The following is a 20,631-nucleotide window of genomic DNA, read 5'->3' as shown; positions in this document are numbered from 1 at the left end:
TAACCGGCTTTACCGGTTAACAAGAGGAATTGCTGAATGTACTACGGATTTGACATCGGCGGCAGCAAGATCGCGCTGGGCGTGTTTGATACCGAACGGCGACTACGGTGGGAAAAACGCGTCGCCACGCCGAAAGAGAGCTATGAAACGTTTCTGCAGGCGGTCGAGGCGCTGGTGCTTGAAGCGGATAGCCGCTTTGACGGCCAGGGAACGGTGGGGATAGGCATTCCGGGAATGCCGGAGACGGCGGACGGCACGCTGTATGCCGCCAACGTTCCCGCCGCCAGCGGCCGACCGCTACGCGCCGACCTGAGCGCCCGCCTGGGACGCGAAGTCCGTCTGGATAACGACGCCAACTGTTTTGCCCTCTCCGAAGCGTGGGACGATGAATTTACGCAATATCCGCTGGTGATGGGGCTGATTCTCGGCACCGGCGTCGGCGGGGGGCTTGTGCTTAACGGTAAATCGATTACCGGGCATAGCTATATTACCGGTGAGTTTGGTCATATCCGCCTGCCGGTGGATGCGCTGGAGGTGGTGGGGCGTGATTTCCCGCTTACCCGCTGCGGCTGCGGCCAACTGGGCTGCATTGAAAACTATCTCTCCGGCCGCGGCTTCGCCTGGCTGTATCAACATTTTTATCAACACGCCTTAACCTCCCCTGACATTGTCGCGCTGTGGCAGCAGAATGACGCGCGGGCGCGTGAGCACGTCGAACGCTATCTCGATCTGCTGGCGGTGTGCCTGGGGAATATTTTAACCATTGTTGACCCGGATCTGCTGGTGCTTGGCGGAGGATTGTCTAACTTTACTGCCATAAGCGAAGGGCTGGCGCAGCGCCTGCCGCGACATTTACTCCCGGTTGCCCGGGTGCCGCGCATTGAGCGCGCGCGTCACGGCGATGCCGGAGGGATGCGCGGTGCGGCCTTCCTTCATTTGACTCATTAATCACAGGGGTAGCTATGTTGTCGCGCCGCTTACATCGACTGAGCCGTTTTCGCCGCAATAAACGCCGCTTGCGTGAACGTCTGCGCCAGCGGATTTTCTTTAAAGAGGATAGGGTGGCTCCGCAAACGATGGAAAAACCAAGGGTAGTGGTGCTGACCGGCGCGGGTATTTCGGCAGAGTCCGGGATCAAAACCTTCCGCGCCGCCGATGGGCTGTGGGAAGAACATCGGGTTGAAGACGTGGCGACGCCGGAAGGTTTCGCACGCGATCCCGCGCTGGTGCAGGCGTTTTATAACGCCCGCCGCCGCCAGCTGCAGGGGCCGGACATCGCGCCCAATGCGGCGCATCAGGCGCTGGCGCGGCTGGAAGAGATATTGGGCGATCGCTTTCTGCTGGTGACGCAGAATATCGACAACCTGCACGAGCGGGCGGGGAACCGCCGGGTGATTCATATGCACGGCGAACTGCTGAAGGTGCGCTGTGCGTGGAGCGGGCAGGTGCTGGAATGGACCGGCGACGTCACGGTGGATGATAAGTGCCATTGCTGTCAGTTCCCGTCGCCGTTACGCCCGCACGTGGTCTGGTTTGGTGAGATGCCGCTGGGCATGGATGACATCTACAGCGCCCTCGCCGAGGCCGATATTTTTATCGCTATTGGCACCTCGGGGCATGTCTATCCGGCGGCGGGCTTTGTGCACGAGGCTCGTCTGCAGGGGGCCCACACGGTGGAGTTAAACCTTGAACCCAGCCTGGTGGGAAGCGAATTTGCCGAGAAACACTACGGTCCGGCAAGCCAGGTGGTCCCGGCGTTCATCGACCAGCTGTTAAAAGATCTCTGATCGCTTAACGCCGCGTTTTTTACTGCTGACGCCGACCAGCGCCGGAGGGCCGCCCGCGGGGGCGATCCGACGTTGTTCGGCCTGCGGGCCCAACCGCGTTTTACCGGCCACGGCGCCGGTCCCGTCTCTGCGGCTTTTCTGCAGAAAAGCTATCTGCCATCACATTCCGTGCCAGAAGGTGCCGATTGTTGTGCGTGAGCGCAAAAAATTGCCCCTCTTTTTTGGTCGATTGCCCGACTTGCTGCCAGATTTAGGGATAGTTCATTTCAGACACCCTGCTATCAGCCAGTCGCGGAGTATCAGTCATGCATCAACCGATGATGTATCAGGATTTAACCACCCGGGCGTTAATCGAACACGCCGCGCGCTATCATCGCGATACGGAGATTGTCTCGGTCGCAACATCAGGGGAAAAGGAGTCCAGCAGCTGGGGGCAGGTAGCTGAAAATGCGCGGCGTCTGGCGTCGGCCATAACCCGGTTGGCGATCCCCGCGGGAGCCCGCTGTGGCACCCTGGCGTGGAATAACCGCCGCCATCTGGAGATCTATTTTGGCATCAGCGCTGGCGGTTGGGTGACGCATACCATCAATCCGCGTCTGTCTATTGAACACCTCGCCTTTATTATTAACGACGCCGCGGATGAGATCCTGTTTTTCGACCCGACCTTCCTGCCGCTGATCGCCAGGCTACGGCCGCAGCTGCCGACGGTAAAACATTTCGTGCTGCTGGAATCATGCCATCAGGATGCGCTTACGGCGCTGGATTCGCTGCTGTTGTTTGATGAGCTGATCGCCAAAGAGGCGGCGGGCTATCGCTGGCCAGCGCTGAGCGAACATGCGCCGGCTTCGCTGTGCTATACCTCAGGAACGACGGGTAAACCGAAGGGGGTGCTGAATACCCATCGTTCGCTGGTGCTGCACGCCCTCAGCGGCAATCAGCCGGACGGCGCCGGCATTTCAGCCAACGATACTCTGCTGCCGGTGGTGCCGATGTTCCACGTTAACGCGTGGGGCACGCCGTTTATTGCGGCGATGGTCGGCGCGCGGCTGGTGCTACCCGGGCCGAACCTGGACGGCGACAGCCTGTTGCGGCTCCTGAGCGCGGAGCAGGTGAGTGTGGCTTTCGGAGTGCCGGTGATCTGGGCCGGTCTGCTGGCCGCGCTGCGTAAATCGCCGATTCGTCTGCCGCATTTCAAACGTTCGTTCGTCGGAGGCTCAGCGCTACCGCCCTCGATGATTGAGGTGTTCCGGCGCGATTATGATATCGAGTTGATTCATGCCTGGGGGATGACCGAAACATCGCCCATTGGCACCATCAATACGCCTCTACGCAAGCACCAGACGCTGTCCCGGGAGCAGCAGCGTCAGCTGGGGCACGGACAAGGGCGCGCCATCTTTGGGATCGAGCTGCGGGTGGTGGATGTTGACGGCCAGCCGCTGGCGAACGATGGCGAGAGCCAGGGATATCTGCAGGTTCGCGGGCATTGGGTGGTGGCGAATTACTATGGCCGCGCTGAGACGGCGTTGACCGCCGATGGCTGGTTCGATACCGGTGATATTGGCACGTTGAATGAGAACGGCTATCTGGTGATCCACGACCGGGCCAAAGATATCATTAAATCCGGCGGGGAGTGGATCTCGACGGTGGAACTGGAAAATATCGCTATTGCCCATCCGGCGATCCGCAGCGCGGCGGCGATTGCGGCGCGCCATCCGCGCTGGGACGAGCGTCCGGTGCTGCTGTGCGTCCGGGAGGAGGGCGGTGAAATCGAAGAAGCGGAGCTGCTGGCCTGGTATCAGGAGCGGGTGCCGAAATGGCAGCTCCCTGACCGGATCCTGTTCATTGATAGTTTACCGGTCAGCGCGACCGGCAAGGTGCTGAAGAACCGGCTGCGCGCCGAATTTGGCCAGATTTTGCTGGGCGACGGGGGAGAGGCGGGCTGAATCGCACGACGTTAGTGCCGTACCTTATGCCCCCTGCGCCAGCGGCAATCAGTCAAAAAGGGCGGAGCGAAGCTCCGCCTGAAAGGATTAACGTCCGGCTTTCAGCTTCTGGTAATACTCTTCATACAGGGCGCTGGCGCTACCGACATCGTTTTGCCATTCGCCTTGCCCGATGGTTTCGGCATCCGGATAGAGCGACTTATCGTTGGCGACTTCCGGGCTTAACATCTTGCGCGCGGCGAGGTTTGGCGTCGGGTAGCCGATGGTCTCAGCTACCTGTTTTGCCACTTCGGGGCGCAGGAGGAAGTTAATTAGCTTCAGCGCACCGTCGACGTTTTTAGCATTCGCCGGAATGGCCAGACTATCCATCCAGAAGATGCCCCCCTCTTTCGGCCATACCACTTCCAGCGGGGTGCCGGACTGCCGGGCGACCCAGGCAGAACCGTTCCACACCATCCCGAGGTTCACTTCGCCTTCCATATACGGGTTCGCCGGGTTATCGGAGTTGAATGCGGCGACGTTAGGCATCAATTTTTTCAGCTCGTTGTAGGCCGCTTCAATCTCTTTCGGGTCGGTGGTGTTGCCGGAATAGCCCAGTTTGCGTAATGCAATCTGGAACACTTCCCGCGCATCGTCGGTCAGCAGCAGGCTGCTTTTATATTCCGGCTTCCACAGGTCGGCCCAGCGGGTGACGGTTTTCGGATCGATCGCCTCGCTATTGACGCCAATCGCCGTGGCTCCCCAGATATAGGGAATCGAATAATCGTTGCCGGGATCGAACGGTTTGTTCAGCATCTGCGGATCGAGGTTGCTGAAGTTCGTCAGCTTGCTTTTATCGATCTTCTGCAACATCCCTTCTTTACGCATCTTATCGACGAAATAGGTGGACGGGACCACCAGATCGTAGGCGCCGTCTTTGTAGGTTTTGAGTTTGGCGTACATGGTTTCATTCGACTCGTAAGTGGAATAGATAACCTTGATGCCGGTCTCTTTGGTGAACTGCTCCAGCAGGCCCGGCGGCACATACTCGGTCCAGTTATAGAAATAGAGCGTTTTGCTGTCGTCCGCATGCGCGGCGCTGATACCCACTGCCAGAGCGCCCGCTGCGAGCAGGTGGCGTGACCATTTTTTCATTTTAACGTCCCCTGAGTTTTATCACGTGCAATCAACTGACTGGCGATGACCATCACCAGCGACAGAACTAACAGAATGGTCGCCAGGGCGTTCACTTCCGGCGATACTCCCACTTTGACCATCGAATAGATCTTCAGCGGCAGGATCTCGTAACCGGGACCGGTCACGAACGACGAGACCACCACATCATCCATCGACAGCGTAAAGCTCAGCAGCCATCCGGCGGCGACCGCCGGCAGCGCCAGCGGCAGAATAATTTTCCGCAGAATCGTCAGCTCGCCGGCGCCAAGATCTTTCGCCGCTTCCAGCATCCGTACGTCGAACCCTTTGAGGCGCGAATAGACCGTCACCACCACGAAGGGCAGGCAGAAAGTTATGTGCGAAAACAGCAGCGACCAGAACCCCAGCTGAATGCCGATCAGCATAAACAGCACCAGCAGGGAAATTGCCATCACGATATCCGGCGACATCATCACGACGAACAGCATTCCGCTAACGAACGGCTTACCGCGAAAACGATAGCGGTAGAGGGCCACGGCGGTCAGCGAGCCGATCAGGGTCGCAAAGGTCGCCGACAGCACCGCCATGGTCAGCGAGTGCTGCGCCGCCTGCAGCAGGCTATCGTTGTTCATTAACAGGCCATACCATTTACCGGTAAAACCCTGCCAGTTAATACCGAAACGCGAACTGTTAAACGAGTTAACGATCAGAATAATAATCGGAATGTAGAGATAAGCGTAAATGGCGGTCATAAAGCCGCCGCGCAGCAGTCGACCGATCATTCGAGCTCCACCTTCTTGTTCAATAACCGCGCCGCGCGCCAGTAAATCAGCAGCATCAGGCCCATCACCAGCGTCAGCGTAATGCTGGTCGCAGCGCCAAACGGCCAGTCGCGGATATTCAGGAACTGGCTCTTAATCACGTTACCGATCAACAGGTTTTTCGCCCCGCCCATCAGGTCAGAGACGTAGAACAGGCCCATTGCCGGGAGCATCACCAGCAGGCAGCCGGCGATAATGCCCGGCATGGTCAGCGGAAGAATGATGCGGACAAAGGTTTGCAGCTTGCTGGCGCCGAGATCTTTTGCCGCTTCCAGCAGCGGGCGATCGAGCTTCTCAATGCTGGAGTACAGCGGCATGACCATAAACGGCAGCAAGATATAGACTAGGCCGATAATCACCGCCGACGGGGTATACATGATGCGCAGCGGCGTATCGATAATCCCCAGCCACAGCAGACACTCATTGAGATAGCCTTTGGTGCTGAGGAAGATTTTCAATCCGTAGATGCGGATCAGTGAGTTGGTCCAGAACGGAACGATCAGCAGAAACAGCAGCAACGGCCGCACCTTCTCCGGCAGCCGGGCCAGAAACCAGGCGAAGGGGTAGCCGAGCGCCAGGCAGGCGAGAGTTGCCAGCAGCGCCATATTCAGCGAGTGCAGCAGTACATCGTAATAGAGCGGATCCAGCAGACGCGCGTAGTTATCCAGCGTAAAGACCATTTTGACGAAACTGGCGTCGTCGCGGGTCAAAAAGCTGGTGCCGATGATCATCAGGTTGGGCAGAAACACGAATAGCACAAGCCAACCCACGATGGTGGCGATCACCCCATTCTGGAATTTACTTGTGTTCTTCATCAGCCAGCACAACCTCCCAGCTTTCTACCCAGTTAATCGCCATCTTCTGGTCCAGCGGGTGGTCAAAATCGGGGTCGTCTTCATTAAAGAATTCGCTGACCATCACCATTTTGCCGTTTTCCAGCTCGACCACCGATTCCAGGGTCATACCTTTATAGTTGCGTTCGCGGATATAGCCGATCAGGCCATCGGCATCGCTGCTGTCGTGGACCTCATCGACGCGCAGATCTTCCGGACGCAGCATAACGTTCAGCCGCTGCCCCGGAGCGACCGGGAAATTCACATAGATATTGCATTCGCGGCCTTCGACGCGGGCGCGAACGCGCTGCTCGTCAAGACGCTCAATCACCGTGGCGCTGAAAATGTTGATCTCGCCAATAAAACTGGCGACGAACAGGTTTTTGGGTTCTTCGTAGATTTCGCGCGGGGTGCCGTCCTGCTCAATTTTGCCATCGCGCATTACCACAATACGGTCAGACATGGTCAGGGCCTCTTCCTGATCGTGGGTGACGAAAACAAAGGTGATGCCGAGTTTGCGCTGCAGCGCTTTCAGCTCGTTTTGCATCTGTTTACGCAGCTTGTAATCCAGCGCCGACAGCGATTCATCCAGCAACAGCAGACGCGGTTTATTGACCACAGCCCGGGCGATAGCGACGCGCTGCTGCTGGCCGCCTGACAGCTGATGCGGCTTACGCTGGGCAAACTCCTCCAGCTGGACCATGCGCAGGGCATCGAGGACGCGCGGGGTGATTTCCGCCGCCGGGGTTTTCTGCATACGCAGACCGAAGGCGACGTTTTCGAACACGCTCATGTGGGGAAACAGGGCGTAGCTTTGAAAGACGGTGTTGACGTGGCGGTTTTCCGCCGGAACATGGGTGATATCGTGGTCTTCGAGATGAATTTGCCCGCTGTCGACATTTTCCAGCCCGGCGATAAGACGAAGAACGGTGGTTTTACCGCAGCCAGAGGGGCCAAGCAGGGTGAGAAACTCACCGTTGTTGATGGTCAGATTAAGATCGGCGATGACCGTTTTACCATCAAAGCTTTTGCGAATTCCCGCCAGTTGTACCAGCGGCGAAAGCGAACGCGGTTGTATATTCAATTTTTGACTCTGTCCCATGTAGACGCAGCGGAGGACTGACCGGTGCGGGGTTTGTGGTTAACCACCTTCGGGTTGCACATAATTAATAAGGGCCAGCATTCTACGGCAAACGCTTACGATCGCCAATCCTTGTTGTATAGAGATACATAACCTTTACAACATTACGCTAGTTTATGGATTAAATTCTTATTTGCCGGGTTAAAAATGACCTGACGCAATATTTGTCTTTTCGGGCTTATGAATAATGTTGTCACAAAAGAAGAGGGTGGCTACATGGATAAATTGCTTGAGCGTTTTTTACAGTACGTTTCTTTCGACACGCAGTCGAAACCAGGCGTGCGTCAGGTTCCTGGTACGGAAGGGCAGTGGAAGCTGTTACGCGTGCTGCAGGCGCAGCTGAAAGAAATGGGTCTGGTTAACGTGACGCTAAGTGACAAAGGAACGCTGATGGCAACCCTGCCGGCAAACGTCGCCGGCGATATTCCGGCCATTGGCTTCATTTCCCACGTCGACACCGCACCTGATTTCAGCGGTAAGAACGTTAATCCGCAAATCGTGGAAAACTACCGCGGCGGCGATATCGCCCTCGGGATCGGCGATGAGGTACTTTCGCCGGTGATGTTCCCGGTGCTGCATCAGCTGCTGGGGCAAACCTTGATTACCACTGACGGTAAAACCCTGCTGGGCGCCGATGACAAGGCGGGTGTTGCCGAGATCATGACCGCGCTGGCGACGCTGCAGGCGAAAAATATTCCTCATGGTGATATCCGCGTCGCCTTCACCCCGGACGAAGAGGTGGGGAAAGGGGCGAAATATTTCGACGTCGCCGCCTTTGATGCCCGCTGGGCCTACACCGTTGACGGCGGTGGCGTGGGGGAACTGGAGTTCGAAAACTTCAACGCGGCGTCGGTGACTATCAAGATCGTAGGGAATAATGTCCATCCGGGCACGGCTAAAGGGGTGATGGTAAATGCGCTCTCGCTGGCGGCGCGCATTCATGCCGAAGTGCCCGCCGATGAAGCCCCGGAAACCACCGCCGGCTATGAAGGGTTTTACCATCTGACGAGTATAAAAGGGACGGTCGACCGCGCCGAGATGCATTACATCATCCGCGATTTTGAGCGCAAACAGTTTGAAGCCCGCAAACGCAAAATGATGGAGATTGCTAAAAAGGTGGGTAAGGGGCTGCACCCGGATTGCTATATTGAGCTGGCCATTGAGGACAGTTACTACAATATGCATGAAAAAGTGATGGCGCATCCGCACGTGGTGGAGATTGCCCGCCAGGCGATGGTGGATTGCGATATTGCGCCGCAGATGAAGCCGATTCGCGGCGGTACCGACGGAGCCCAGCTTTCCTTTATGGGGTTGCCGTGCCCGAACCTGTTTACCGGCGGGTATAACTATCATGGCAAACATGAGTTCATCACTCTGGAAGGGATGGAGAAGGCGGTACAGGTCATTGTGCGCATTGCCGAGCTGACGGCGCAGCGCGGTGGCTGAGAGATTTCCCGGGTGGCGCTACGCTTGTGCGGGCTACATAACGGCATTAAAGCAGTCGGATAGCGCTGTACCTGTAGCCCGGCTAAGGCGCAGCGCGCCGCAAGCCGGGGGGCGGAGGTTAGTCTTCGAAGAACCAGTAGCCGCTGTTAACCAGCGCGGCCAGCATCGCGAGGAACGACGGGTCTTCCAGCGCATCGCCGAAATGATCTGCGTTCAGCGACAGATGCGTTGCCAGGGCGTCCAGAGCCGGGCGATGCGGCGAGTTAATCTGCTCGCCGTTGACGAACACTTCGCCGTCAATACGCAGCACGCGCAGCCCGCCAAGGCGTACCAGCTTGTCACCCTGTTGCAGGGCGTCGTAAATCTCATCGGGCTGATACGGCGGCTCCGCCGGGGCGACGTCCAGCTCATGCCGGGACTGGGTAATAAACTCGCCAAACCATTGCTTAAAATGTTCTGGCTGGTTAATTAGCCCCAGCATCATGTCCCGCAGACGATCCAGCTCAACCGGTAATATATCCGCCGGATGGTCGCGCGCAGGTACGTCCGGATCGGCATAGCGCTGGCTGCCCAGTTCACGCTGCAGAATATAATCGGCAAAGCCGCTGAACAGCTCACGGGCGTTCGGCGAACGATAGCCCACCGAATAGTTCAGCGAGTTTTCCAGCGAATAGCCCTCATGCGGGAAACCCGGCGGAATATAGAGAATGTCGCCCGGTTCCATCTCTTCGTCGATAATGGCCTCGAACGGATCGACCTGCAGCAGGTCCGGGTGCGGACAGTGCTGTTTCATCGGCACTTTTTCACCTACGCGCCAGCGGCGGCGGCCGGTACCCTGGATGATGAAGACGTCGTACTGATCGAGATGAGGCCCCACGCCGCCGCCGGGCACGGAGAAGGAGATCATCAGATCGTCAATGCGCCAGTCCGGCAGGGCGCGGAAGGGGCGCATCAGCGCCGCCGTCGGCTCATGCCAGTTATTGACCGCCTGTACCAGCAGCGACCAGTTGTTCTCGCTCAGGTGATCGTAGCTTTCAAACGGACCGTGGCTGACCTGCCATTTTCCGTCCTGATGGCTGACCAGGCGGCTGTCGACTTCACTTTCCATCGCCAGCCCGGCCAGTTCGTCCGGGCTAATGGGATCGACGAAATTGGCGAAGCCGCGCTTCAGTACCACCGGGCGTTTTTGCCAGTAGCGTTCGATAAAGTCAGGCCAGTTAAGCGTTAATTGATAATCCATTTTTTTTATTCCACAGCAGGTGTCTGTTTGGGATTATACACGTCATCCTTCAAACTGCCTCTTTGTTGGCGGTGATTGTGCTCCCCGCTCACAAGTTGCCGCTTGCTATGGGAACGGCTCGCTTAGCTTTCCGCATCATCCGGCAGCTGGTGGCCAAAAATCACCTCCATACAGGCTCCGCCAAGCAGGCTTTCTCCGGTGAGGATATCGCCATCGTACTGCTCGACGATATCCCGTGCGACGGCCAGCCCCACCCCCTGACCGGGACGTAGCGTATCGGCACGTTGCCCGCGGTCAAACACGGCGCTACGCTGGCTGCGGGGAATGCCTGGACCGTCATCTTCCACCAGAATATGCAGATGATTGTCGTTGCTCTGGCGCACGGAAACTTCGACAAACTCCAGACAATATTTACAGGCGTTATCCAGCACGTTACCCATCACTTCCATAAAATCATTCTGCTCGCCGACAAAACTGATTTCCGGCGAGATATCGAGGGTGATGTTAACCCCTTTGCGCTGATAAACCTTGTTCAGCGCCGACGTTAGCTTGTCGAGCAGAGGAGCGATCGGGTGCAGCTCGCGGCTCAGCAGGGTTCCGCCGCCGCGCATGCTGGCGCGGTGCAGATAGTAGCCGATTTGCTGTGAGATGCGGCTGATCTGTTCGAGCATCACCGGCTCCGCCTCATTGACGCCAATCTTCTCGCTGCGCAAGGAGCGTAGCGTGCTTTGCAGCACCGCCAGCGGCGTTTTCAGGCTATGAGTGAGATCGGTCAGCGTGGTGCGGTACTTGTCATAGCGTTCACGCTCGCTTTTCAGCAGCCGGTTGAGATTGCTGACCAGCCGCGTCAGTTCGCGGGTGGTGTCCGGATTGAGCATTTCACGATGGTGCTCCTCCAGCTCGCGAACCTCTTTCGCCAGCGATTCAATAGGACGCAGGCTCCACCATGCCGCGACCCACAGCAGCGGAATCACCAGCAGCAGATTGGCGACCAGCACGTAAACAAACCAGCTCCAGACCATGTAGGAACGTTTAAGCTCGACCGGAATGGTGTCGACCACCACGATACTCAGCTGCGGCATCTTATCGGTTGCCGGATAGATATTGATCGCCACCGAGTGGGTCATTTCCGAACCGTCGTCCTGCTGGCGGAGGGCGTCGAGCTCCTCCTGTACCTGGTGGTTATTGCGCAGCAGCATGCTGCTGCTGCCGACGTCGGACTCGATCTCGTGAAAGCCGTTGCTTTTCAGCCATTCGGGTTGAATGCGTTTTGCCAGCCACGCGACATCGTGCTGCATCCACAGCAGTTTGCCTTTGGCATCGTAAATCAGCGTGACCGTCGGGCTCTGCATGTTGAGATTTTCAGGAATATCGACGTCAATGCGGTTGTTTTCCCACTTCGCCAGCATATAGAACAGGTTGCTCTCGCCGCGCAGCAGGCGGAATGTCGTTTTATCAAAGCTGACGCTGTAGCCGACTAACGCCACCATGCCGTAGGCCAGCGAAAGCACCAGCACCACGGCAGCCGTCGCCAGCAGAAAGCGAACGCGCAGGGAAAGCGGCAAAATATGCCGTAGCGGACCTTTCATCCGCGCAGTTCAAAGAGATAGCCCTGGCCGCGCACCGTAGTAATGACGTCATGCGGATGTTGGGACTGGATTTTTTTCCGCAGTCGCCCCATCAGCACGTCAATAGTGTGGCTCTCGCGCAGCTCGGCATCGGGATACAGCTGTAGCATCAGCGAATCTTTACTGACCACTTTGCCGCGGTTGCGGATCAGCGTTTCCATAATGGTGTATTCAAACGCCGTCAGCTTAATCGGCCGATCGTTGATCGACAGCTCGCGGCGCGATAAATCGACCTGGAAAGGGGGAAGGGAGATCACCTGCGATGCCAGACCGCTGTTACGACGCAGCAGCGCCTGCATTCGGGCGGCGACCTCTTCAATGTGGAACGGCTTGGTGACGTAATCGTCCGCCCCGGCGCTCAGCACTTCGACTTTATCCTGCCAGCCCTCGCGCGCGGTCAGCACCAGCACCGGAACCGAGACCTCGTGGCTACGCCAGCGGCGAATAAGTGACAGGCCATCTTCATCAGGCAGGCCCAGATCGACAATGGCGATATCCGGCACGTGTTCGCCCAGGTAATAATCCGCTTCCCTGGCGTCTTCTGCGGCATCGACCTGGTGGCCTAACTCCTGGAGCTGAACTTTCAGGTGATGGCGCAGTAAAGCGTTATCCTCAACGACGAGTACGCGCATGCCTTTTCTCCCTTTCATTTTCGTTTTGAGTAGTGTAGCGCTGATTATCTATACTGAGTTTAAACAGCTGTTAATGAACGGCTTTCTTTGTCACTCAGCCAGCCGCCCCATTTCGGTCATCCTTTCATTCGACAACAAAAAAGGGATGCCTGCGGTGGGGATATATTGGCAAGTTTAGCCCCACGTTGCCAGCCATACGAGCGCCCGGCCGAATAAACCATCGAAGATGCGCCTGGCGTCAGGGATGAGACGGAATATGTGCCAGCGCTTTTGGCTGGCCCTGGCAACGTGTTTTACCTGCGTATTTTGCCCCTTCGTAGCGGCTTAAGAACCGGCCAAACCGAGACTGCGTGAAAAAAGATGACATGGGAAAGAACGCCAGGCGGCGCTGGAGTGGACGAGGCTATGCGGATAGCCCATAGGGCATTGGCGATGCGAAGTCGGCGATGGTCAGCGTCAGTCTCGCCGTTGATGGCGGTAAGTAACCCTCTTTCCGGGGGAAAGAGGGTCGGGAGAGGCTTACTTCAGTTCGTCAACCAGGGTGACCGCGCGGCCGATGTAGTTGGCCGGGGTCATCGTTTTGAGACGAACTTTTTCGTCTTCCGGCAGCGGCAGGCTGTCGATGAACTGCTGCATACCTTCGGCATCAACGCGCTTACCGCGGGTCAGCTCTTTCAGCTTCTCGTACGGTTTTTCGATGCCGTAGCGGCGCATCACGGTCTGAATCGGCTCCGCCAGCACTTCCCAGTTATGGTCCAGTTCGTCCAGCAGACGATCGCCATTCAGCTCCAGTTTGCTGACGCCTTTAAGGGTGGACTGGTATGCGATCAGCGCATAGCCAATACCCACGCCGAGGTTACGCAGGACGGTTGAGTCCGTCAGGTCGCGTTGCCAGCGGGAGACCGGCAGTTTGCTGGCGAGGTGCTGCATCACGGCGTTGGCCAGGCCCAGGTTGCCTTCGGAGTTCTCGAAGTCGATCGGGTTAACCTTATGCGGCATGGTGGAAGAACCGATTTCACCGGCGATGGTTTTCTGCTTGAAGTGGTTAAGCGCGATATAACCCCAGACGTCGCGATCGAAATCGATCAGGATGGTGTTGAAGCGCGCGATGCAGTCGAACAGCTCGGCGATGTAATCATGCGGCTCAATCTGCGTGGTGTACGGGTTCCACTGGATCCCCAGCGAGGTGACGAACTCTTCGCTGAACTGATGCCAGTCCACTTCCGGGTACGCGGCGATGTGGGCGTTATAGTTGCCGACCGCGCCGTTGATTTTGCCCAGAATTTCCACCTGGTTCAGCTGGCGATACTGACGCTCCATGCGATAAGCGACGTTTGCCATCTCTTTACCCATCGTCGACGGCGTCGCCGGCTGGCCGTGAGTACGGGACAGCAGCGGAACGTCGCGATACTGAATCGCCAGCGCTTTCACCGCGTCAATCAGCTGGCGCCAGTAAGGCAGCACCACTTCATCACGTGCGGTTTTCAGCATCAGGGCGTGGGAGAGGTTGTTGATATCCTCGGAGGTGCAGGCAAAGTGAATGAACTCGGAGACCGCGTGCAGTTCGGCGATATCGACCACTTTTTCCTTGAGGAAATATTCTACCGCTTTCACATCGTGGTTGGTGGTGCGCTCGATGGTTTTGATGCGCTGCGCATCTTCAACGCTGAAGTCAGCAACGATTTTATCAAGGAAACCGTTTGCGTCGGCAGCAAAAGCAGGAACTTCCTTGATCGCTGCGTGCGCGGCTAATTTCTGCAGCCAACGTACTTCAACCTGTACACGGAATTTCAGCAAACCGAATTCGCTGAAAATACCGCGCAGCGCGCTGACTTTATCGCCGTAGCGTCCATCGACAGGGGAAACGGCGGTCAGTGAGGATAATTCCATAGATCACAACTCCGGGGTTAAATGAGCAAGAATTTGTTTGGCCTGGTTAACCAGACGATTACGAGAAAACATGAGCTGCATCCGCCCGCCGCCTACCTGGTGCCAGAGCACGGCGGCGCGAATGCCTGCCAGCAGCGAGGCGCGCACTTTCGCCTGTACCTGCGGGCTTTGCAACACGGCGGGGGAGCCGGTTACCTGAATACGCGGGCCCAGCGGACTGATGACGTCAACGTAGATCCCCGCCATGGCGCTGAGCAGCGTTTCTGATTGCAGATCGAAATGCTCCAGCTGACGACGCAGGCCGGCGATGCGGTTACCGAGGGTATCCATCGCCCCTTTGCTGCCGTCAAGCTTACGTTCCAGCACCATCAGACTTAAAGTGTAGCGGGTCAGCTCGGCGTTGAGGCCCTGACGACTGCCGCTATTGAGCACGCCGAGCAGCGTTTCCAGCCCGAGGCGAAGATTGGCTTCACTGCCACCGAACACCGCCAGCGTTGAATCCGGGTTGAGATCGATGATGCTGTTCAGCGAAACGTGCAGGGCGTCGCTATCGCAATGTCCCTGATGCGCCAGTTGCTGAACCAGACGGGCGGCCTGGCAAATACCTGCCAGCGCCAACGTGATGTCATAATAATTCTTCGCCACACATACTCCTTGTAGACCGCCGGCGATGGGCTGAGCCGCGCCGGCGGTAAAAACCGTCTGTCAGGACTGCAGCGGCAGGCGCTGTTCGATGACGCCGCCGCCGAGGCACACTTCGCCGCTATAGAAGACCGCTGACTGGCCCGGCGTAACCGCCGCGACCGGTTCATCAAAGATGACTTCGATACGATCATCATCCAGGGCATTCACGGTGCATGGGATATCGGTCTGGCGATAGCGGGTTTTCACCGTACAACGCAGGGTGCCTGTCACCGGCTCGCGATCGACCCAATGCAGCTGCTGAGCAATCAGGCCCGCGGACATCAGACGCGGGTGATCGTGGCCTTGAGCCACAACCAGGATATTGTTTTCGACGTCTTTATCGACAACGTACCATGGGTCTTCACTTCCTTCTTTGGTCCCGCCGATGCCGAGGCCCTTGCGTTGACCAAGGGTATGGTACATCAGGCCCTGATGCTCGCCGATGTCGTCGCCGTCGACGGTGACAATTTTGCCAGGCTGAGCCGGGAGGTAGCGGCCAAGGAACTCGCGGAATTTGCGTTCACCGATAAAGCAGATACCGGTGGAATCTTTTTTCCTGGCGGTGATAAGGTCCAGCTCTTCGGCAATTTTGCGCACCTGCGGCTTTTCCAGCTCGCCAACCGGGAACAGGCTTTGGGCGATCTGCTCATGGCCTAGGGTGTACAGGAAGTAGCTCTGATCTTTATTGCCATCCAGGCCGCGCAGCAGCCGGCTCTTACCGTCAACGTCGGCACGGCGCACGTAGTGGCCGGTGGCGATATAGTCAGCGCCGAGATCTTCGGCGGCAAATTCGAGGAAGGCCTTAAATTTGATCTCTTTGTTGCACAGAATATCCGGGTTCGGCGTGCGCCCGGCTTTATATTCCGCCAGGAACAGTTCAAACACGTTGTCCCAGTATTCTGCGGCAAAGTTAACGGTGTGAAGCTCAATCCCGAGCTTATCGCAGACGGCTTGCGCGTCGGCGAGGTCGGCAGCGGCGGTGCAGTATTCCTCACCGTCGTCTTCCTCCCAGTTCTTCATGAACAGGCCTTCTACCTTATAGCCTTGCTGAAGCAGCAACCAGGCAGAAACAGAGGAATCGACGCCGCCGGACATGCCGACGATCACTTTTTTTTGGCTTTCTGACATTGGAATATTCACCACATTGAACTTCAAGGCGGCATATTCTAGCACGCACTAGCGGCTCAGGCACCCCCCTGGTGCGGCCAGTTGAACGCACCGATCAACGACAGCGGATAACGTGAGTCCTGTTGGTAGCTACGGATACTCTCGGCAACCAGTTGCGAACGCAGGTTCGGGGCATTGAGGATCTCATCGGCGGTCAGCCACAGGCAGCGATCGATATCGCTGTCGTGCGGTTGTGTGGCGCACATATCGTTAAGTTCAATGGCGAACAGGAAACGTAAAAACGGCGTCTGGTCCGGGGCGATCCACTGATGCAGGCGGATAAAGTGCTGCGGCGTGGCGCGGATGCCGGTCTCTTCCCACAGTTCGCGCTCTGCGGCCTCGACCAACGTTTCATCCGCTTCCAGGTGGCCCGCGGGCTGGTTCCACAGCGCTTTGCCGTTAATGGTTTCCTCAACGACCAGAAATTTGCCTTTCGCCTGTACCACGCAGGCGACGGTGACGTGTGGTTTAAACATAGGCATCCTTATTAAAGCGGCTTATTTATGTGGGCGTACATCGCATCCAGCTGTTTCAGACGCTGGTCATAGGCGGTTGTCAGGCAGGATACGTTCCCGCCGCACTGCTGGCGTTTCTTGAGCCAGCTTTGCTGCGCGTCCTGAATGGCGCCGCGACCGCCCATGGCGAGCAGTCCTTGCAGAAACTGGTATTTGGTGGCCATTTCAACATCTTTATCGTTTAGCGAAAGATGGGCGCAAATGGCCTTTTCATCCGCCGCGCGGGCCTTCTGGCAATCAAAGCTCGCCGCGCCGGCGGCGAGTGGGATAAGCAGCGCGAGGGTCAAGAGCAGGGGCTTCATGGCTTATTCTCCTGCGGGATCTCCCGCCATTGGCCGTTGTTGAGGCCGTCCAGCGTATAGCCGCCCATGGCGTAACGGATCAGGCGCAGCGTGGGGTAGCCCACGTGCGCGGTCATGCGCCGTACCTGACGGTTGCGGCCTTCGTAAAGGGTGATTTTCAGCCAGCTGGTGGGAATCGCTTTTCGCTCGCGGACAGGCGGATGGCGCGGCCATAGCCAGTCGGGTTCCGCCACCCGTTCAACCCCGGCGGGCAGGGTGGGGCCATCGTTGAGGGTGATACCGTCACGCAGCGCGGCCAGCGCCTCCGACGTGGGTTCGCCTTCGACCTGCACGTAGTAAATCTTGCCGGTACGCTTACCCGGTTGGGTGAGTTTCGCCTGCAGCGCGCCATCGTTGGTCAGCACCAGTAATCCTTCGCTATCGCGATCCAGGCGACCCGCCGCGTAGACGCCGGCAACCGTAATAAAATCTTTCAGCGTGCGGCGCCCGGCTTCGTCAGTAAATTGCGGCAACACATCATAGGGTTTATTGAACAAGATCACGCGTTTTGGCCGGTGTTCTTTGCGTTGTCTGGCGACTTGTTGTGAGCTGAATCGCTCAACGCGATGTTTTCTAAATGAAGTTTTGTGCATGGTATTTTCAGATCATGGCAATTGCCGCATTATAGCCTAATTACGAATGCCTTTCATGGACGCAAACATTCAGGTAGTATTGACATGCTCATCACAATTTTTTAACAAAAATATTGCTCAAACTGATTCGCGCTACTAGAAGGCGGCACGGACGCGAATCTCCGGTTAACGGGATGACCCGGTGGCGGGAGTGGGCGGATAAAGCCAACGCTCGGTTAGTGTGAAAAGGAAGAGCAGAACCAGAAGCGCTCGAAGGAGAGGTTAATGGAAAGCAAAGTAGTAGTTCCGGCGGAAGGTCAAAAAATCACCCTGCAAGATGGCAAACTGAACGTCCCTAATAACCCGATCATCCCGTTTATCGAGGGTGATGGTATCGGTGTTGACGTGACCCCAGCGATGCTGAAAGTGGTGGATGCCGCCGTTGAGAAAGCCTATAAAGGCGAGCGTAAAATTTCCTGGATGGAAATTTACACCGGCGAAAAATCGACCCAGGTTTACGGTCAGGACGTCTGGCTGCCAGCCGAAACGCTTGATCTGATTCGTGACTATCGTGTTGCTATCAAAGGCCCTCTGACGACGCCAGTTGGCGGCGGCATCCGTTCTCTGAACGTTGCGCTGCGCCAGGAACTGGACCTCTATGTCTGCCTGCGTCCGGTGCGTTACTACCAGGGTACCCCGAGCCCGGTTAAACACCCTGAACTGACCGATATGGTTATCTTCCGTGAAAACTCCGAAGATATCTATGCGGGTATCGAGTGGAAAGCGGACTCTGCGGATGCAGAAAAAGTGATCAAATTCCTGCGTGATGAGATGGGCGTGAAGAAAATTCGCTTCCCGGAACATTGCGGTATCGGCATCAAGCCGTGCTCTGAAGAAGGCACCAAACGCCTGGTTCGCGCGGCTATCGAATACGTGATCACCAACGATCGCGATTCGCTGACCCTGGTACACAAAGGCAACATCATGAAGTTCACCGAAGGCGCGTTTAAAGACTGGGGTTACCAGCTGATTCGCGAAGAGTTCGGCGGCGAACTGATTGACGGCGGCCCGTGGCAGAAGATCAAGAACCCGAACACCGGTAAAGAGATCATCATCAAAGACGTTATCGCTGACGCCTTCCTGCAGCAAATTCTGCTGCGTCCGGCGGAATATGACGTTATTGCCTGTATGAACCTGAACGGCGACTACATCTCTGACGCCCTGGCGGCGCAGGTTGGCGGCATCGGTATTGCTCCGGGCGCTAACATCGGTGACGAATGTGCGCTGTTTGAAGCGACCCACGGTACCGCACCGAAATATGCCGGACAGGACAAAGTGAACCCAGGTTCCATTATCCTTTCCGCCGAGATGATGCTGCGCCACATGCAGTGGTTCGAAGCCGCAGACCTGATCGTTAAAGGCATGGAAGGCGCTATCGCCGCCAAGACCGTGACCTATGACTTTGAACGTCTGATGGAAGGTGCTAAACTGCTGAAATGTAGCGAGTTTGGCGACGCGATCATCGAAAACATGTAATCAGCGATCGCTGATTAACCACAAACGGGAGCCGATCGGTTCCCGTTTTTTTCGCCGACGTTGTTCGCCAGCATGCTGCTCGCGAAACCGTACTCAGGCCTGACCGCGGCACCGCTTCCCGCGCTATTCTGCGCGGTATCCAAAACAGGAACTACTCATTGCCCCATTGATTCAGAAACGTCGCTATCTCATCAATACGTCGCGCGTCGATCCCGGCCTCAAGGGCCATTTCTTGCTGCGCATCTTCACTGATTTCCTCGTTATTCATTAAACGGGTAATCAGCAGCTGAAAATAGCGCGCCAGGGGGGAACGTTCTGACTCGCTCACCGGCTCTGCGGCTTCCGTCGCATACTCATCGGCAATATCATAATATTTCAGCGGTACTTCATTATTCATTCGTCATCTCCGGGATTCAGGTTTACGTCAGTTTGCCGGCGGGGGAAGGACATATATACGGCGCGCTGCCTGCATGATTTCAGACTTTGAGCAGTTTTACCGTAGCAGCGATGTCTATCTCATCTTCCGAGAAGATTAACGTCGTTCCCTGGAAGGTAGTGATCGCCAGTTTTTTCAACGAACGCATTTCACCCGGCTGAGCAGCAGCTTTCGGCTTGATGCTACTCATCAGTATGCCGACAGACAGCACCGCATTTTCTTTATCAATGCGGGCGTTGGCAGGCACCTCTTCGCGGTAAACCAGGTAAGACTTGATTGACGTGAGCTTAAGGCGCTCGCCCGCGATATAGATATATTTGCTTTCCGGTATCACTTTTACAGCATAGGCAGACAAGCCTTTGTTATTGGTAGTGGGCTCGAAAGTCACCGCCGCCTCTTTCTTAATCAGCTCAGGGTTGGCAACCTTAATCACATGAAAATAACGGTTATCCCCATTTTCATCTTTGATAAATCCAAAACCTTTATCTTTAAACCACGTTGTGATCGTTCCGTTCATCGCCATTACCGCCTGGTTAATCGTTTATCTACTCAGTTTTTTGCAGCGCGCAGTGTAAAGCACAATGCCTGCGCAGACTACGTCTTTGGCTTAAGTCTGGATGATAAATTTCCGATGCGCGAGGGATTATCCTCTAACGGAGGACCCGGTGCAGGGAGGGAGGTATCCCGTTACCTCGGATGAGCGCTGGCGCTGATTATCCCGTGCGCCGGAATTCAGTCGGCAATAAGGTTAATGGAATCCGGTTCGCGACGGGCCTCAACCATACGGATAACGTGGTGGATCAGCACGACGGAGAGGATGGAGATCAGGCCGACCACCAGGAAGCCCTGAGTCATGGCAAAGTAAAACTTAATGTAACCCACCAG

Annotated in this window: 20 protein-coding genes; 5 read left to right on the top strand and 15 right to left on the bottom strand. The window is 56.6% G+C overall.

The features are described 5' to 3' along the window. Positions 1-36 precede the first annotated feature (36 nt). The 3 genes from nagK (at position 37) to ACI2JR_RS16760 (ending at position 3,730) form a co-directional block, all read left to right on the top strand. Positions 37-948, top strand: coding sequence for an N-acetylglucosamine kinase (gene nagK, locus ACI2JR_RS16770; RefSeq protein WP_462479018.1), 912 nt, complete (start codon positions 37-39; stop codon positions 946-948). Positions 949-962: 14 nt separating this feature from the next. Continuing rightward, positions 963-1,787: a Sir2 family NAD+-dependent deacetylase gene (cobB, locus tag ACI2JR_RS16765; RefSeq protein WP_462479017.1), complete on the top strand. Its 825-nt coding sequence runs from the start codon at positions 963-965 to the stop codon at positions 1,785-1,787. Positions 1,788-2,092: 305 nt separating this feature from the next. After that, positions 2,093-3,730 carry a long-chain fatty acid--CoA ligase gene (locus ACI2JR_RS16760; protein WP_462479016.1) on the top strand — a complete coding sequence of 546 codons (1,638 nt, stop codon included), beginning with the start codon at positions 2,093-2,095 and terminating at the stop codon, positions 3,728-3,730. An 87-nt stretch (positions 3,731-3,817) separates the two neighbouring features. On the opposite strand, the gene potD is transcribed toward ACI2JR_RS16760, so the two are convergent. From potD to potA, 4 genes are read right to left on the bottom strand one after another with little or no spacing between them, the layout of a single operon-like run. Further along, entirely contained in the window at positions 3,818-4,864 is a 1,047-nt protein-coding gene (gene potD / locus ACI2JR_RS16755; protein ID WP_462479015.1) for a spermidine/putrescine ABC transporter substrate-binding protein PotD, read from the bottom strand. After that, positions 4,861-5,646: a spermidine/putrescine ABC transporter permease PotC gene (potC, locus tag ACI2JR_RS16750; RefSeq protein ID WP_132726781.1), complete on the bottom strand. Its 786-nt coding sequence runs from the start codon at positions 5,644-5,646 to the stop codon at positions 4,861-4,863. The genes potD and potC overlap by 4 nt, the downstream gene beginning before the upstream one ends. Next, positions 5,643-6,500 carry a spermidine/putrescine ABC transporter permease PotB gene (gene potB, locus ACI2JR_RS16745; RefSeq protein ID WP_132726778.1) on the bottom strand — a complete coding sequence of 286 codons (858 nt, stop codon included), beginning with the start codon at positions 6,498-6,500 and terminating at the stop codon, positions 5,643-5,645. The genes potC and potB overlap by 4 nt, the downstream gene beginning before the upstream one ends. Next, positions 6,484-7,620, bottom strand: coding sequence for a spermidine/putrescine ABC transporter ATP-binding protein PotA (potA, locus tag ACI2JR_RS16740; RefSeq protein ID WP_132726775.1), 1,137 nt, complete (start codon positions 7,618-7,620; stop codon positions 6,484-6,486). The genes potB and potA overlap by 17 nt, the downstream gene beginning before the upstream one ends. A gap of 255 nt (positions 7,621-7,875) precedes the next feature. Between potA and pepT the strand changes: the two genes are divergently transcribed. Further along, the gene (gene pepT, locus ACI2JR_RS16735; protein WP_132726773.1) at positions 7,876-9,105 is read left to right on the top strand and encodes a peptidase T; all 1,230 of its coding nucleotides are present in this window, start codon (positions 7,876-7,878) and stop codon (positions 9,103-9,105) included. 118 nt (positions 9,106-9,223) lie between these two features. On the opposite strand, the gene ACI2JR_RS16730 is transcribed toward pepT, so the two are convergent. The 9 genes from ACI2JR_RS16730 to rluE form a co-directional block, all read right to left on the bottom strand. After that, on the bottom strand, positions 9,224-10,345 hold the full coding sequence (locus tag ACI2JR_RS16730) for a ribosomal protein uL16 3-hydroxylase (protein WP_132726770.1): 1,122 nt from the start codon (positions 10,343-10,345) through the stop codon (positions 9,224-9,226). 122 nt (positions 10,346-10,467) lie between these two features. Beyond that, entirely contained in the window at positions 10,468-11,934 is a 1,467-nt protein-coding gene (gene phoQ / locus ACI2JR_RS16725; protein ID WP_462479014.1) for a two-component system sensor histidine kinase PhoQ, read from the bottom strand. After that, complete coding sequence (gene phoP / locus ACI2JR_RS16720; RefSeq protein ID WP_132726764.1) at positions 11,931-12,605, bottom strand: two-component system response regulator PhoP; 675 nt, start codon at positions 12,603-12,605, stop codon at positions 11,931-11,933. Before phoP ends, phoQ begins: the two co-directional genes overlap by 4 nt. A 519-nt stretch (positions 12,606-13,124) precedes the next feature. Continuing rightward, complete coding sequence (gene purB, locus ACI2JR_RS16715) at positions 13,125-14,495, bottom strand: adenylosuccinate lyase (protein WP_462479013.1); 1,371 nt, start codon at positions 14,493-14,495, stop codon at positions 13,125-13,127. A gap of 3 nt (positions 14,496-14,498) precedes the next feature. After that, positions 14,499-15,140, bottom strand: coding sequence for a high frequency lysogenization protein HflD (gene hflD, locus ACI2JR_RS16710; protein WP_004860640.1), 642 nt, complete (start codon positions 15,138-15,140; stop codon positions 14,499-14,501). Positions 15,141-15,200: 60 nt separating this feature from the next. After that, positions 15,201-16,307 (bottom strand): tRNA 2-thiouridine(34) synthase MnmA, encoded by a 1,107-nt coding sequence (gene mnmA, locus ACI2JR_RS16705; protein ID WP_462479012.1) that lies wholly within the window; start codon positions 16,305-16,307, stop codon positions 15,201-15,203. A gap of 56 nt (positions 16,308-16,363) precedes the next feature. Next, positions 16,364-16,822: an NUDIX hydrolase gene (locus tag ACI2JR_RS16700; protein WP_132726754.1), complete on the bottom strand. Its 459-nt coding sequence runs from the start codon at positions 16,820-16,822 to the stop codon at positions 16,364-16,366. Positions 16,823-16,833: 11 nt separating this feature from the next. Further along, positions 16,834-17,163 (bottom strand): lysozyme inhibitor LprI family protein, encoded by a 330-nt coding sequence (locus ACI2JR_RS16695; protein WP_132726751.1) that lies wholly within the window; start codon positions 17,161-17,163, stop codon positions 16,834-16,836. Further along, entirely contained in the window at positions 17,160-17,795 is a 636-nt protein-coding gene (gene rluE, locus ACI2JR_RS16690; protein ID WP_132726748.1) for a 23S rRNA pseudouridine(2457) synthase RluE, read from the bottom strand. The genes ACI2JR_RS16695 and rluE overlap by 4 nt, the downstream gene beginning before the upstream one ends. A gap of 264 nt (positions 17,796-18,059) precedes the next feature. Here rluE and icd point away from each other — a divergent pair, with 264 nt between their 5' ends. Next, a complete protein-coding gene (gene icd / locus ACI2JR_RS16685; protein ID WP_132726746.1) occupies positions 18,060-19,310 on the top strand; it encodes an NADP-dependent isocitrate dehydrogenase in 1,251 nt (416 codons plus the stop codon). Positions 19,311-19,461: 151 nt separating this feature from the next. Here icd and ACI2JR_RS16680 read toward each other — a convergent pair whose 3' ends face one another. Both ACI2JR_RS16680 and ACI2JR_RS16675 read right to left on the bottom strand, forming a co-directional pair. Continuing rightward, positions 19,462-19,707, bottom strand: coding sequence for a YmjA family protein (locus ACI2JR_RS16680; protein WP_132726743.1), 246 nt, complete (start codon positions 19,705-19,707; stop codon positions 19,462-19,464). A gap of 79 nt (positions 19,708-19,786) precedes the next feature. Continuing rightward, a complete protein-coding gene (locus tag ACI2JR_RS16675) occupies positions 19,787-20,269 on the bottom strand; it encodes a cold-shock protein (RefSeq protein ID WP_462479011.1) in 483 nt (160 codons plus the stop codon). Positions 20,270-20,631 lie beyond the last annotated feature (362 nt).

The sequence above is a fragment of the Klebsiella sp. NPDC088457 genome, assembly GCF_044900465.1.
In the GTDB taxonomy this organism is placed as follows: Bacteria; Pseudomonadota; Gammaproteobacteria; order Enterobacterales; family Enterobacteriaceae; genus Klebsiella.
Note: the sequence above shows the minus strand (reverse complement) of the source record. Positions and strands in the feature narration are given on the sequence as shown.